The organism is uncultured Thiothrix sp. (assembly GCF_937873765.1).
GTDB lineage: Bacteria > Pseudomonadota > Gammaproteobacteria > Thiotrichales > Thiotrichaceae > Thiolinea.
Genome location: NZ_CALMZC010000034.1, coordinates 26780 through 42488, shown reverse-complemented (window position 1 = coordinate 42488; position 15709 = coordinate 26780). Strand labels below are relative to the sequence as shown.

Genomic DNA, 15709 nt, shown 5'->3' with positions numbered 1-15709 from the left:
TTAAGATTAGCATGCAAGGCTCGTACTGACTAGTTATTAAGGATTAGTTAATATTTGCACATGTCTAGTTTATTTATAAGAAGATTTAGCATAGAAACCTGTTGACCTCCCCCCCTTATCTACCCTAGTGTAGGCATTCCTTGACTGCAAATTCCCGATGACTGTATGACATATTGTATTGGCATTTCCTTAAATGAAGGTTTGGTTTTGACCTCAGACTCTCGTACCAATGCGGGCATCGACCATGTCAGCACTTATAGCAAGATGAATATTTGCAAAACCAATCCGGATCGCTTTCTCGTCCTGATGACGGCTGGCAATCTGGCAACCACTCAAAGTGTGGTCGAGCAAGTTCAGCGTGATATTCGTGATGACAATAAAACCAACCTTAATACACTGAACTACATGGGGGATATTGCTGATTATGTGGGCGACTTACTAGTCAATCGGATTCGCCGCTATACCGAAAGCTCTGGCTTTGTGCCTGATGCTTCGTTGATTTTGGCGGGTCAGATCAAGGGCGGACGTGTGCGTGCTTTCATGATTTACCCTCAAGGTAATCATATTACTACCTCTGAAGAGACCCCTTATTTGCAAATTGGTGAAAGCAAATACGGTAAGCCGGTACTTGACCGATTCATTGATCTAGACACCAGCATGGATGATGCGGCGATTTGTTCTCTGATTTCAATGGACTCTACGATGAAAAGTAATGCGAGTGTAGGGCCACCCATCGAAGTTTTAATGTACCGTAAGGATGCATTGGTGGCTGAGCGCCATTATCGCTTTGGCCCAGATCACCCTTACCTACTGCAAATTCGTCAGCAATGGGCGAGTCAGTTGTATAATGCTTTCCGCGCTATGCCACCATTGCCGCTCCCCAATTAAACCTTAATAGGTGAGCAAGACCAGTCACTGACTGGTCTTTTGTTTTATAAGCTTCTAATTGCGCCGCAAATCCAAAGTATGGGGATATTCTGGATTCACTTTAGCGGGCTTCAATGGCACAGCGACTCCCGGCTCACTACCTTGTGGTAAGAAAGTACGAGTTGCCGCAGAACTAAACATCTTCGGCTCCGGCACTGGCTGACGATCTTGCATAATGTCCATATCCGCGCGGAAACGCGAAATCCGCCGTCCTTCAGCTTCAAAGGCATTCACTGGGAAAGTCTCATAACTGCGTCCGCCCGGATGCACCACATGATACGCACATCCCCCAATCGAACGATTATTCCAAGTATCCACAATGTCGAAGACCAATGGTGAATGCACACCAATTGTTGGATGCAAGGCTGAAGGTGGTTGCCAAGCCCGATAACGAATCCCCGTCACATATTGGCCATGCACCTCCGTTTTGCGGAGTGGAATCTCAACACCATTGCAAACAACGATATAGCGCGACTCGGTTAAGCCAGTGACTTTAATTTGTAAACGCTCCATAGATGAATCTACAAAGCGTGCAGTACCCGTATTACTCAGCTCTTCACCGAGGATATGCCAAGGCTCTAAGGCGGCTCGCAGTTCAATTTCAATCCCACGATATTGCACACGCCCGTAAACTGGGAAGCGGAACTCTTGGAAAGGTTCTAACCATTTTGGGTCGAAGTTATAGCCTGCCAGCTGCAACTCCTCACACACCTCTTTCATATCTTGCTCGACATAAAAGGGGAGCATAAAACGATCATGTAGCTCAGTACCCCAACGCACCAATTTATGTTTATAAGGCTCTTTCCAGAAACGTGCGACTAAAGCGCGTACCAACAGCATTTGCATAATTGACATGCGCGCATGTGGTGGCATTTCAAAAGCACGTAGCTCCACTAAACCTTGGCGACCACTCAAGGAATCCGGCGAATACAGCTTATCAATACAAAACTCAGAGCGATGGGTATTCCCAGTAATGTCCACCAAGAGATTGCGTAGTAAGCGATCAACTAACCACGGCTGATTACTTTCACCCTCCGGCATTTGCTGGAAGGCAATTTCTAACTCATATAAGCTTTCATTGCGCGCTTCATCCACCCGTGGTGCTTGACTAGTAGGTCCAATGAACATCCCTGAGAACAGATAAGATAAACCCGGATGATGCTGCCAATACGTTAATAAACTGCGCAATAAATCGGGGCGGCGTAAAAATGGACTATCCGTCGGTGTCGCAGCCCCCATCGTGACATGATTACCACCACCCGTGCCGGTATGGCGACCATCCAACATAAACTTTTCCGTACCTAAACGCGATTCACGTGCCAACTCGTACAGCACTTCAGTATTTTCAACCAAAGACTGCCAATCGGCTGCTGGATGAATATTCACTTCAATCACCCCCGGATCAGGGGTAATTTTGAAGGATTTCAAGCGGGGGTCAGAGGGTGGTTCATAACCTTCAAGCATAATCGGCATATGGAGCTTGGCCGCCGTTTTTTCTAAGTGGGCTAATAGATCTAAATAATGCTCCAGATAATTTAAAGGTGGCAAAAAGACATGCAAACGGCCTTGGCGAACCTCGATGCAAATCGCTGTACGTGGAATATCATACCAACTCGCATACAGTGGTTCTTTTTCCTTAGGCTCACCCGCTGCTACTGCCTGTGCTGCCCCTTCATGAAAATCGGGTAAGGGTTGCTTATCTTCAAACGGGCAAGGTTGGTTTTCGACATCACGCTCAGCTTCTGAAACCCATACTAAAGAATCGAGAGGTAAGCGGAAGCCCATCGGCGAGTTACCCGGAATCAGATACATTTCTTCACGGCGGAAATACCAAGGCGTTCCTGTCCAACGCTGTTGCTCATGACTCCAACTGAGAGGTAATGCAAAACCCGTCGGGGTATCTAAACCACGTTGCAAACTTAGCACTAAATCATTGCGGTGCTTGCTATCGCGCAGATTGAGAGTCAACCAATCCACATTGGGTGGCTGATTGGACTCTTTCCACAAGTAATATAAGCGATCTTCATAGCCCGCTCGTGCATAGGTCGTAGAAATTCCTAAACTAATACAAAGAGTATCCGTGAAGCGCTTGGCATCTTCTTGGGTTAAACCATAGTCTTTACCATCTTCAGCCAACCATTGTTGCTCAAGCCAGACTGATTTACCATCTGGACGCCAGAAGCAGCCTAAAGCCCAGCGTGGAAAGGGTTCGCCCGGATACCATTTGCCTTGCCCATATTGCAATACACTGCCCGGAGCAAAATGCGCCTGCATTTTCTTTAACAGGACACCCGCCAAAGAGCGCTTATGCTCACCTAAAGCGGCTGTATTCCACTGCGCTGAATCCATATCGTCAATCGAGACGAAAGTAGGCTCACCGCCCATAGTCATGCGCACATCATGGCTAATTAAATCATTTTCAACTTGCCCACCTAAAGTGAGAATCTGCGCCCATTGCTCATCGGTATAAGGCTTAGTGACACGCGGATCTTCATGGATACGCCGCACACTATTTTCATAAGCGAAGCTCACTTGACAAACACCAGTAGCACCCTCTACTGGCGCTGCGGAAGCTGGATCTGGTGTACATGCAAGGGGAATATGCCCTTCACTGGCAAACAAGCCTGAAGTCGGGTCAAGGCCAATCCAACCCGCACCAGGTACATAGACTTCAGTCCAAGCATGCAAATCAGTAAAATCCGCTTCTGGGCCACTAGGGCCATCTAAAGACTTTTGATCAGCCGTCAACTGGATTAAATAGCCAGAAACAAAACGTGCCGCTAAACCTAAATGACGCAAGATTTGCACCAATAACCAAGCCGTATCTCGGCAAGAACCACGGCGAATGGTTAAAGTTTCCTCGCAGCTTTGTACACCCGGCTCCATGCGAATGTTATAGCCAATGTCCTTTTGCAAGCGCTGATTCAGATGAACCAAAAAGTCATTAATATTCAGCTTATCGCGACTGACTGAATCCACCCAAGCTGTTAATAATGGACCCGATTCAGTAATTTCTAAGTAAGGTTGTAGCTCTTTTTTTAAACTATCTTTGTAAGCGAAGGGGTATTGAGTCGCGTACTCCTCTACAAAGAAATCAAAAGGATTAATCGATACCATATCCGCGATTAAATTGACTTCAATGCTGAGTTCTTTTAAGCGTTCAGGAAAAACTAAGCGTGCAAGATAATTGCCGAAAACATCCTGTTGCCAGTTAATAAAATAATTAGTTGCGCCAATTGTTAAGGAATAAGCATGAATTGGTGTGCGGCTATGCGCCGCTGGACGCAAGCGAATTACATGTGGAAAGACATTGATAAATTGGTCAAAGGTATAAGTAGTTTTATGATGAAGTGCAACTTGGATACTCATGTAAGTCCTCAATTAGCCCTGTGATTGCAATTGCAACTGCGAAAAATCCGTTTCTGGATAAAACCAAGTTCTAGCAATTTCATTATGCAAAACGGTTAAATCAGCTTGTAAGCGATCCATAAACCAATGCATTTGATCAACTGGAATGGCACTGATATCTTGTTTAGCGAATTGCTCAGCAATCTTTGTACTAATAGCACTCACCGCACCGGGCTCAGGCAAACGCCTTAAATAGAAATTAACACCTGTCAATGAATACAATAAAGAACGTGGAAATTGTAAGTCTTGGCATAAGAACTGGAGTACATCACGTGCGACGATGCGTGAGTTTTTATGCCGCAAATACATTTGCTGCCCACCTAAAGCCGACAACAAACTCGACCAGAGAATACTTTCGTAGCGGCGCAGCGCATGGCTACGATCTTCAGCTAATAAGAGAGAGGTCATTTCCAGAGTGCGACTGGTCATATCCGCACGTTCGACATGCTTACCAATCTGGATAAAATCAAAGGCATGATCGCGGCTTAAATGATTTTCCAGAACTCCACGAATCCGCTGACAAGCAGCCATCACATCACGCAGAACCATCTGCCGACTATGCCGACTACTTAAAGAAGACAAGGCAGCTTGTAGTTGCATATAAGTTTGGTTGACCTGCTCCCAAATTTCCTCAGGGAGTAAGTCTAATGAGGTGCGTACATTCTCCCGCACATTTGCAAAAGAACCCAAAAGCGAAGATGAGTTATCTTTATCCGCAATCAGGAAGCGCATCACATTTTCTTCACTGATTTCTGGATAAGACTTTTTATATTGAGCTTCAGCATTAAAGATAACAACGGGTGTAAACCAGTTAAACTCTAAAGCTTCCGGCAAATCCATTAATAAAACAGTATGGGCACTAATCAAGCGAGCTGTATTATCAGCCCTCTCCAAATAGCGTGCCATCCAGTAAACCCGCTCAGCAACGCGTGATAACATCATACTACTCCCCCTTCCCAATCTTGGTCAGCGACAATCCAAGTATCCTTACTCCCGCCACCTTGGGATGAGTTCACTACTAAGGAGCCTTCTACCATTGCCACCCGAGTTAAACCACCGGGTGTCACATAAATATCCTTGCCACTTAAAATAAAGGGACGCAAGTCTAAATGCCTAGGTGCAATTTTATCGCCACACCAAGTCGGATTAACGGATAAACTCAAAGTCGGTTGAGCAATATAGTTGTTGGGATTTTCTTGAATCAGGGTACGAAACTCTTCAACTTTCTCAGGGGTAGAATGTGGGCCGACTAACATGCCATACCCACCGGATTCATTCGCAGGCTTCACCACTAACTCAGGCAAGTGCTCCAACACATAAGCACGCTCTTCTGGTTTACGGCAAACCCAAGTCGGTACATTGGGTAAGGAGGGTTCTTCGCCTAGAAAATAGCGGATCATATCGGGCACATAAGCGTAGATAACTTTATCATCAGCCACACCACAACCGGGCGCATTCGCAATCGCTACCTTACCCTCGCGCCACGCGCGCATAATCCCCGGAATACCCAGCATCGAGTCTTTACGGAAAACCTCAGGATCAATGAAATCATCATCAATCCGCCGATAAATCACGTCCACGCGCTCAGGGCCTTGAATGGTTTGCATATAGACATAATTATCTTTGCCCACCATTAAATCAGCGCCCTCTAATAAAACTAAGCCAGCTTGTTGAGCTAAATAAGCATGCTCAAAATAAGCAGAGTTATAAATACCTGGGGTGAGTAAAGCGATGGTAGGCTGCTCTAAATCAGGGCGCAAAGAGGCCAGCATATTATAGAGCTGTTCAGGATAAGGACTAACTGGACTAATCGGCAGTAAGTTAAAAATTTCCGGCAGCACACGTTTGGTGATACGGCGATTTTCGAGCATATAAGCTACACCGGAGGGGACACGCAGATTATCCTCTAGCACATACATCACACCATCATTATGACGCACTAAATCAGAGCCACAGATATTTGCCCACACACCATGGGGTGGAGTCATACCCACACAGGCCTCACGATACCCCTTGGATTGCATGACGACCTCTTCAGGGATCACACCATCTCGAATGGCACGACGCTCACTATAAACATCCTGAATGAACATATTTAGTGCGCGGATACGTTGTTTCAGCCCTGTTTCAGTGCGAATCCATTCGCTGCCAGAAATAGCACGTGGAATAATATCAAACGGCCAAGCACGGTCGATGTTGCCAGCATCACTATAAATCGTGAAGGTAATCCCCATTTCACGAATGACACGCTCGGACTCATCCACCCGACGACAAAAATTCTCACGGCTAAGATTAGCAAGATAATTCACTAGCTTACTGCTATGTGGCCGACTCTCCTGACAAGCAACCATAAGCTCGTCATGAAACGGCTGCGGGTTATAGCGGCTCCACTCCTGATTCATACACAGCTTCCTTTTTTAATGTTATTTAACTAATAAGCAATTTGTGTGCCTAGAAATTATCGGTACTACCTCATCAGCTCGCTTTATAGCTAAGTGCAGCAGCCCCATTAGCACCTGTGGTAAAAATTTGAGTTTATCAAGATATCAGGCGAATTGCTGTGGAACTGCGCACCTAAAACGCATACTCTTGGCATAGCTCCCTAACACTGGTTTTGCACCAGTGCTAACACTAACCCACCACAGTCATGAGATAACAAGGCTAATCAAAAGCCCTCTATGGGCAAAATTTAATAGTAAATCGAGAGTTAATTAAAATTAGCCTGTTATGTGTACCCTAAGTTATTATATAGTTCGCATTCTAGACTAATAATCAGGAGGAGAATCCACATGACTCAAAAAGTAGCCTATGTCACCGGTGGAATGGGGGGTATTGGTACCTCTATTTGCCAAGCTTTATCGAAAGCAGGTTTTATCGTTGTTGCAGGTTGCGGCCCTAATTCGCCACGTAAAGACCGCTGGCTTGGTGAGCAAAAAGAACTCGGTTACGAATTCCATGCTTCTGAAGGCAATGTCTCTGATTGGGATAGCACTAAAACCGCCTTTGACAAGGTTAAAGCAGATTTAGGCTCTATCAGTGTTCTAGTCAATAATGCTGGCATCACCAAAGATGGTATGTTCCGCAAAATGACACTGGAAAACTGGAAAGCGGTCATTGATACCAACCTAAACTCCTTATTTTTCGTCACTAAACAAGTGGTCGACGATATGGCTGATCAAGGCTGGGGACGGATTATCAATATCTCTTCCGTCAATGGTCAAAAAGGTCAAGCGGGTCAAACTAACTATTCTACTGCGAAAGCAGGTATGCACGGCTTCACCATGGCGCTAGCTCAAGAGTTGGCGAGTAAAGGCGTGACAGTGAATACGGTATCCCCTGGATATATCGCTACCGACATGGTACGTGCTATTCGTGAAGACGTGTTAGAGAAAATTATTGCGACGATTCCCGTTAAGCGTTTAGGTACACCTGAAGAAATTGCTTCTATCGTTACGTGGTTAGCTTCTGACTCAGCAGGCTTTACTACTGGTGCGAACTTCGCCTGCAACGGCGGAAACCACATGACCTAAGCGTCAGAGCTAGTTTACTCTTCAAAAGCCGCTGCATTTAAGTAGCGGCTTTTTTATTTCTACAATTATTATTAGCAAAAGGCTCTTTAATAAAATTGGTATTACCAATTAAAGATTTGTCAAGGAGCTGAGGAGTGCATTAGAATCCAATATCTATGTTTGGCTATGTATTAAAAGCTATTCTTAGATTCGATCAAAATTAAATTGGTAAGACCATTTTAAGATTTGCTAATTAGGTAACGAGTACAGTAGGATGCGGCTGTAGCGTTCTGGCAACAAAATCAACCAACGCTCTTCTAGACAATCAAGTTTGGAATGGAGGAGGCAATATGAAGGGTTTATTGTCCCTATCGTCTGCAATTGACACACTCAATTACTGGATAGGTCGTGCAGTCATGTGGCTAGTATTGCTGATGGTCTTGATCAGCGCAGGTAATGCCATCATCCGTAAATTATTCAATACCAGCTCTAATGCTTATCTAGAAGCACAGTGGTATTTATTTGCTGCTGTTTTTCTACTAGGTGCTTCTTACACTATGCTCCAGCAGGGACATGTGAAAATTGATGTGATCATTTCCCGCTTTTCACGTCCTACCCAAGTCAAGATAGAGATCTTTGGGATTATCTTCTTTTTGTTTCCCTTAGTTTATTTTGTCATCACTGAGATCTTTCCAATTCTAGTACAAGCGTATAAGACCGGTGAGATGTCGGAAAATGCTGGTGGACTCATTCGTTGGCCAGTTTATGCGCTAGTCCCTACAGGTTTCTTCTTACTAGGCTTACAGGGTATCTCTGAACTCATCAAGCGGATTGGCTTTTTAAAAGGTTTATGTCCAGATCCAGGTGATGTGAAGGAAGTAAGTGCAGAAGAGGCTTTAGCTGAACACATCCAACAACAGCAACTGGCTCAAGGGCAAAAATAACTCCGCTATGCATGCCTCTCAGTAATCACCACAGTTGAGGATAACGATGATAGAATTTCTGGTTGCCAACTTTGCCCCTATTATGTTCTGTGGGCTGATCATATTTCTACTGATGGGCTATTCCTTAGCCTTTTCCTTGGGAGCCTGCGGCCTCTTTTTTGGCTGGTTGGCGGTCTGGGCGGGCGTTCCTGGTATGGAATCCCTGTTAAACGCACTTCCCTTGCGTATCATCGGTATTCTTAAAAATGATACCTTACTCGCTATTCCGTTCTTTACCTTCATGGGGCTGATCTTAGAACGATCGGGTATGGCGGAAGACTTGCTGGAAACGATTGGGCAGGTTTTTGGAGCTGTTAGAGGCGGCTTGGCCTTTGCGGTGATTCTGGTAGGTTCATTATTGGCTGCGACTACTGGCGTAGTGGCGGCCTCCGTTATCTCCATGGCCTTGATTTCTTTGCCTATCATGATGCGTTATGGTTATGACCGTCGTCTTGCTAGTGGAGCGATTGTTGCTTCAGGGACTTTGGCGCAAATTGTCCCTCCTTCCTTAGTATTGATTGTCATTGCCGACCAAGTTGGACGTAGTGTAGGTGATCTATACAAAGGAGCACTGATGCCAGCGATGACGCTGATTGGTGCTTATATTCTATGGATTCTGATTGTGACTCTAATCAGACCTAAAGCAGCCCCAGCATTACCCGTAGAGGCACGAGTGTTCCGTGATGCAAACGGACACTCTGGTTACACCTCACTCTGGATATTGATTGCAGTGTCGACTGTAGGCGCTGTTTTATATGCTAAAACTCAGCTTAGCGGACAATCTCTAGATAATGTAGTCGTTTTATCCATGGCGGTGGGGATTGGTATTGCCTTTGTACTAGCACTTATCAATCGTAGTTTAGGCTTAATCACGCAAGGCAAGATCAGTTTGCTATCAAAAATGGCACAGCAAGTGACCTTTGTACTCATCCCACCTTTAGCACTGATCTTTTTAGTTTTGGGTACTATCTTCTTGGGCTGGGCTACGCCAACTGAAGGTGGTGCAATGGGTGCTGTGGGTGCTTTAGTTTTAGCGGCGGCACGGCGTCGCCTCGGTCTAGAACAACTTAAACAAGCGATGGAAGCTACCCTTAAATTATCCAGCTTTGTGCTGTTTATCCTGATTGGAGCAACCGTGTTTAGCTTGAGTTTCCAAGGTGTAGACGGCCCTGAATGGATTCACAGCATGTTTAAGCTAATCCCCGGTGGAATGATTGGCTTTCTGATTTTCGTGAATCTCGTAGTGTTCATCTTAGGCTTTTTCTTGGATTTCTTTGAAATCTCTTTCATTGTCATTCCATTACTCATTCCTGTAGCAACGGCTTTGAATATTGATCTTGTATGGCTAGGTGTTATGTTAGCGATGAATCTACAAACCTCCTTCCTAACCCCTCCGGTGGGTTTCTCACTGTTCTATTACCGCAGTGTGGCTCCAGTAAAAGCGTATCTTGACCGAATTACCCGCAAGGAAATTGCCCCCATTGCCACTTTCGACATTTACCGTGGAGTGATTCCCTTTATTATTATTCAGGTCATTATGGTCGGGATGATCATTGCCTTCCCTAATTTGGTCACAGGTAATCTAGACAAAAAAGTTGAAGTTGATTTGAACACGATTGAAATTAATGTACCCTCTGGTTATGGAGCAGGTGCTTACTCGAATGACCCGCCAAAAACCGAAGAAGATCCTATGATGAAGTCGCTTAAGGGCAACAATTAAACCCTTCATTTTAGTTAACTAATTCATTTGCTTTAAATTGATTAAGTGATGAGGAGAAGAGAATGGAAAGACGTCAGTTTATTCAACACGCAGGGCTAGCCGGTATTTTAGCAGCTGGTATTGCACCTGCAGTGCGTGCAGAAAGCCCAGCCATTCGTTGGCGCTTGGCTTCTAGTTTTCCAAAGACGTTAGACACCATCTATGGAGCAGCAGAGACCTTTGCCGCCAAGGTCAAGGATATGTCGGGTGGCAAGTTTGAGATTTCTGTTCATCCGGGTGGCGAACTGATGCCTCCATTCGGCGTCGTGGATGGAGTACAGCAAGGAACTGTAGAGTGCGCCCATACCGCGCCCTATTACTTCTTTGGTAAAGATGAAACCTTTGCAATGGATTGTGCCATCCCCTTTGGCATGAACTCACGCCAAATGAATGCTTGGTATTACGATGGCAATGGCTTGAGCTTATTTCGAGAGTTTTACAAAACCTACAATATCGTTAATTTCCCAATGGGTAATACCGGTGCTCAAATGGGTGGCTGGTATCGTAAAGACATCAAGACCCTTGAGGACATCAAAGGTTTGAAAATGCGGATTGGTGGTTTCGGTGGCAAAGTCCTTGAGCGGATTGGGGGTGTACCCCAAAATATTCCGGGTGGGGAAATTTATCAAGCACTGGAGAAAGGTACAATTGATGCGACCGAGTGGGTTGGCCCTTATGATGATCAGAAGCTAGGCTTCCAAAAAGTCGCCAAAAACTATATGTACCCTGCTTGGTGGGAAGGTGGTCCGCAGTTAGTGCTGTATGTGAACAACAAGGCATTTGATGGTTTGTCGGCTGAAAATAAAGCGATTATTCAAGCAGCTTCTACTTATGCTCATGTAGAAATGCAAGCCAAATATGACTCACGCAACCCGAAAGCAATCAAAGAACTGATTGCAGAGGGCGTACAACTGCAACAAATGCCAAAAGATATTATGGATGCGGCCTTCAAGGCCTCTGAAGAACTGTATGCTGAGTTATCAGAGAAAAATGCCAATTGGAAGAAAATCTATGCAGATTTCTCAGCCGCCCGCCGTGATATGAACCAATGGTTCAGAGTCACTGAGTTTGGCTTCGATAGTTATATGCAATCACAGAAGCTCTAAACACATTAAACAGCAACACCTGCTACCCTAGCTTAGGGTAGCAGCCTAGCAAACAATAAAATTACTCAAGCACCGTTACATTCTTCATCACCACTGAATCAACAGGCACATCAGGCACACCATTTTTCTCGCCCGTTTTAACGGCTGCAATCGCATCCACCACATCCATGCCTTCAGTGACCTTACCAAATACCGCATACCCCCAACCTTGCGGCGTTTCACTATTGAAATTTAAGAAATCATTATCGACGATATTAATAAAAAACTGTGAGCTGGCCGAATCAGGATCTGGGGTGCGTGCCATCGCGATAGTGCCACGAACGTTTTTTAAGCCATTGTTCGCTTCGTTTTTAATAGAAGCTTTAACAGTCTTTTCGCTCAAATCAGCATTCATACCACCACCCTGCACCATAAATCCTGCAATCACGCGGTGAAAAATAGTGCCTTTATAAAAACCGTCTTTCACATAGCCTAAAAAGTTTTCAACCGTTTGGGGTGCTTTTTCTGCGTCTAACTCAACAGTGATATTACCTTTACTGGTTTCAATCAGCACTTTAGGATTAGCCGCTTGCGCGAGTGTAGACAGACCTAAGCTTGCTGCGAATGCCAAACCTAAGAAGATTTTTTTCATAACCAATGCCCTTTGTTAGCTTATTTTTAAAAGACCCACATCATAACTGATCTTTATAACGCACACCATTAACTGCAAATACCCTAGACCAGCACTTAATGCACTAGTTGGCCTTTAAAACCTAAAATTCCAGCACCACGCTCAGGTGCAACCTGTGTAACGCCTTTTATACGCCGACTTTCACTAATAAGCTCTTGAATTAAAGGTATTAAAATAATCTCGATCGCCGTTTTCATTTGCGCACCCGGCACTACCATTTGATCACGCCGCGTCATAAAAGCATTGGGAATCACTTTTAGTAATTTTGGCATCGCAAAGCGCTTAGCAAGTTTTTGGAAGTGAATCACGATATAGGACTCATCTAAGCTAGGCACTTCATCAAACTGAAAAGGATTGGAGGTATCTACCATCGGCATAATTTGGAAATTAATATGTGTACGTCCAAATTGCGGCGTAATGTAATTCACATAGTCACTCATCCGATCCAACACGACTTGACGAACTTCTTCAGGCGACAAGCCTTGCTTTAAATCACGATCAATCCGCCGCATCATTTCCAAATTGATGCTTGGAACTGCACCAATCAGTAAATCTGGGTAGCTTGAAATATCAATATCTTCATGAATCACTGCTCCATGTAAACCACGATATAACAAGAGATCATTATCCGCATCCATCTGCTGCCACGGGCTAAAGGTACCGGGTTCTAAGCCAATTTCTTTGGCAAACTGATCTGAATGTAGATAGTAACGAAATTGCCCAGTGCCAGTCACCGCATATTGAAAGAATAGCGACTCTAATTTATCAAAATGATTACCCTCTGGGCCAAAATGACTAAGATTCCGTCCTTCTTGGCGTGCTTTTAAAAGTTCAGCGCGCATAGTTTTACGGTCATAGCGATGAAAACCACTGCCGGAGACGTAAACGGCTTTGATGCGCTCACGATAAAAAATATGCTGTAAAGCTTGTGTGATGGTTGTGGTGCTGTGATCGGATGCACCCGTAATCGCTACAATGGGAAATTCTGCTGACATAGAAGCCTCTGGGCAAAGCAATGCCTGTACACTAATAATATCAAGCCAGATCGTCTATATCCCAAAAGCAGCTTAGAATTCTGCATTTATACCTTTGGGAATAGAGGGAAGTAGCTACGCTGGAAATCTGAGAGGTTAGTAGCCAACCAACCTCTACAATAACTCTATCTGAACTTAAGCCAATAAATTTACCGGCGAGACAATCATCCCATCTTCATCCGAATACACATAGTGCCCTTGTGTAAAGGTCACATCATGGAAATGTACCGGCTCACCTTTCACCCCAAAGCCACGCTTCACGCTTTTTAATGGAATTGTACCTAAAGCTTTCACCCCAATATCCATTTTACCAATATCCACTGAATCGCGAATCAGACCATAAACAATCACGCCATTCCAGCCATTTTTTACCGCTTTTTCTGCCAACATATCGCCTAATAGTGCACAGCGGGTAGAACCACCGCCATCGACAACTAGCACTTTGCCTTTACCTTCCATCGCGACGAATTCACGCACTAAGGAGTTATCTTCGTGAATTTTGATGGTGACGATTTCGCCCCAGAATTTATTACGGCCACCGAAATTGTGAAAGCCGGGTTGCACGACTTGTAGGAGCTTATCTTCATGATCGTCTAGTAGGTCGGCTGTTTTGAAATCTGTCATAACGAATCTCCTAGAAAAGGATAACCCCCATCCCCAGCCCTTCCCCCACAAGGGGAGAAGGCAGCAATAAAACACAATCTTTTATCCCCTCCCCCCTTGCGGGGGAGGGTTAGGGTGGGGGAAACAAACAATTACTTATTAATGGAATTGCTCTTCTTCAGTAGAACCACTTAAGGCTTTAACGCTAGAAGAACCACCTTGGATAACAGTCGTTACGTCATCGAAGTAACCCGCGCCCACTTCTTGTTGGTGAGATACGAAGGTGTAACCTTGCTCACGAGCAGCAAATTCCGGCTCTTGAACCATATTGACATAATGTTTCATACCTTCGCCGCGTGCATAGTTGTGCGCGAATTGGAAGGTGTTGAACCAGTTAATATGGATACCTGCTAAGGTGATGAATTGGTACTTGTAACCTAAGGCTGATAATTCATCTTGGAATTTCGCGATGGTCACATCATCCAGATTCTTCTTCCAATTGAACGATGGTGAGCAATTGTAAGATAGTAATTTGCCGGGGCAAGCGGCTTGCACGGCTTGAGCAAATTCACGTGCGAAACCTAAATCAGGCGTACCAGTCTCACACCATACCAAATCAGCGTATGGAGCATAGGCGATACCACGGCTGATCGCTTGCTCTAAACCATTACGTACACGGTAGAAGCCTTCTTGAGTACGCTCGCCGGTTAAGAATGGTTTGTCGTTAGCATCATGGTCAGAAGTCAATAGGTTCGCTGCTTCAGCATCAGTACGTGCTAACACGATGGTCGGAACACCCATGACATCCGCTGCAAAACGTGCAGCAATTAACTTCTCAACCGCCTCACCCGTTGGAACTAATACTTTACCGCCCATATGACCACATTTTTTTACCGCAGCCAATTGGTCTTCAAAGTGCACGCCCGCAGCACCAGCTGCAATCATATTTTTCATTAATTCAAACGCGTTCAGCACACCACCGAAACCAGCTTCCGCATCAGCCACGATTGGTAAGAAATAATCAACGAATTCTTTATCGCCGGGGTTAATACCACGTGACCATTGGATTTCGTCTGCACGCTTGAAGGTATTATTGATACGACGCACCATCGTTGGTACTGAATCGTAAGCATACAAAGATTGGTCTGGGTACATGGTTTCAGAAGTATTACCATCGGCTGCAACCTGCCAACCTGATAAGTAAACGGCTTCTAAACCTGCTTTAGCTTGTTGCATCGCTTGACCAGCTGTAATCGCACCAAAGGCATTCACATAGCCTTTCTTTGCTTCCCCATTCACACGTTTCCATAACTTCTCAGCACCTTGTTGCGCTAAGGTGTATTCAGGTTGCATTGAGCCACGTAGGCGTACAACGTCAGCCGCGCTGTAACCACGCTTAACATTTTTCCAACGTGGATTGGTTGCCCAATCTTTTTCTAAAGCGGCGATTTGCTCTTGACGAGATAAAGTCATGGTAAAAATCCTCGGAGTCAATCAATCAAAACTTGTTGTGTTACAGCCCTGCTTAACACGATGTTCCTGATAGTACGTGACAAAAAACTATGTCGACAATCAATAATATTTAATGTTTATTATTGCTATTTTTAATACTATTTTTCTTTTGAAAAAAACCGATTTAATCATTTTAATTATCTGATAAATAAACAATTTATTTTTTAATAACACTTAAAATAATGCACCGCAGCAATT

Annotated in this window: 12 protein-coding genes; 5 read left to right on the top strand and 7 right to left on the bottom strand. The window is 44.7% G+C overall.

The features are described 5' to 3' along the window. Window positions 1–165 precede the first annotated feature (165 nt). Window positions 166–888, top strand: coding sequence for a proteasome-type protease (locus Q0307_RS09295; protein ID WP_298659770.1), 723 nt, complete (start codon window positions 166–168; stop codon window positions 886–888). A gap of 54 nt (window positions 889–942) precedes the next feature. On the opposite strand, the gene Q0307_RS09290 is transcribed toward Q0307_RS09295, so the two are convergent. From Q0307_RS09290 to Q0307_RS09280, 3 genes are read right to left on the bottom strand one after another with little or no spacing between them, the layout of a single operon-like run. Further along, window positions 943–4296, bottom strand: a complete 3354-nt coding sequence (locus tag Q0307_RS09290; RefSeq protein WP_298659768.1) for a DUF2126 domain-containing protein — start codon at window positions 4294–4296, stop codon at window positions 943–945. Window positions 4297–4308: 12 nt separating this feature from the next. Further along, entirely contained in the window at window positions 4309–5277 is a 969-nt protein-coding gene (locus Q0307_RS09285) for an alpha-E domain-containing protein (RefSeq protein WP_298659766.1), read from the bottom strand. Continuing rightward, a complete protein-coding gene (locus Q0307_RS09280; RefSeq protein WP_298659764.1) occupies window positions 5274–6737 on the bottom strand; it encodes a circularly permuted type 2 ATP-grasp protein in 1464 nt (487 codons plus the stop codon). Before Q0307_RS09280 ends, Q0307_RS09285 begins: the two co-directional genes overlap by 4 nt. Window positions 6738–7124: 387 nt before the next feature. Between Q0307_RS09280 and phbB the strand changes: the two genes are divergently transcribed. The 4 genes from phbB to Q0307_RS09260 all read left to right on the top strand — a co-directional run bounded on the left by phbB (window position 7125) and on the right by Q0307_RS09260 (window position 11692). Next, entirely contained in the window at window positions 7125–7865 is a 741-nt protein-coding gene (gene phbB / locus Q0307_RS09275) for an acetoacetyl-CoA reductase (RefSeq protein ID WP_298659762.1), read from the top strand. 329 nt (window positions 7866–8194) lie between these two features. After that, window positions 8195–8788: a TRAP transporter small permease subunit gene (locus Q0307_RS09270; RefSeq protein ID WP_298659760.1), complete on the top strand. Its 594-nt coding sequence runs from the start codon at window positions 8195–8197 to the stop codon at window positions 8786–8788. 46 nt (window positions 8789–8834) lie between these two features. Further along, window positions 8835–10547 (top strand): TRAP transporter large permease subunit, encoded by a 1713-nt coding sequence (locus tag Q0307_RS09265; RefSeq protein ID WP_298659758.1) that lies wholly within the window; start codon window positions 8835–8837, stop codon window positions 10545–10547. Window positions 10548–10609: 62 nt separating this feature from the next. Then, on the top strand, window positions 10610–11692 hold the full coding sequence (locus Q0307_RS09260) for a TRAP transporter substrate-binding protein (protein WP_298659757.1): 1083 nt from the start codon (window positions 10610–10612) through the stop codon (window positions 11690–11692). A gap of 61 nt (window positions 11693–11753) precedes the next feature. Here the strand turns inward: Q0307_RS09260 and Q0307_RS09255 are convergent, their stop codons facing one another. From Q0307_RS09255 to aceA, 4 genes are all read right to left on the bottom strand, one after another. Beyond that, on the bottom strand, window positions 11754–12323 hold the full coding sequence (locus Q0307_RS09255; RefSeq protein WP_298659755.1) for a peptidylprolyl isomerase: 570 nt from the start codon (window positions 12321–12323) through the stop codon (window positions 11754–11756). 95 nt (window positions 12324–12418) lie between these two features. Next, window positions 12419–13357 carry a phosphoribulokinase gene (locus Q0307_RS09250; RefSeq protein WP_298659753.1) on the bottom strand — a complete coding sequence of 313 codons (939 nt, stop codon included), beginning with the start codon at window positions 13355–13357 and terminating at the stop codon, window positions 12419–12421. A 174-nt stretch (window positions 13358–13531) separates the two neighbouring features. Continuing rightward, window positions 13532–14020 (bottom strand): ribonuclease E activity regulator RraA, encoded by a 489-nt coding sequence (gene rraA, locus Q0307_RS09245; RefSeq protein WP_298659751.1) that lies wholly within the window; start codon window positions 14018–14020, stop codon window positions 13532–13534. A 138-nt stretch (window positions 14021–14158) separates the two neighbouring features. Next, window positions 14159–15472 carry an isocitrate lyase gene (aceA, locus tag Q0307_RS09240; protein ID WP_298659749.1) on the bottom strand — a complete coding sequence of 438 codons (1314 nt, stop codon included), beginning with the start codon at window positions 15470–15472 and terminating at the stop codon, window positions 14159–14161. Window positions 15473–15709: the final 237 nt, after the last annotated feature.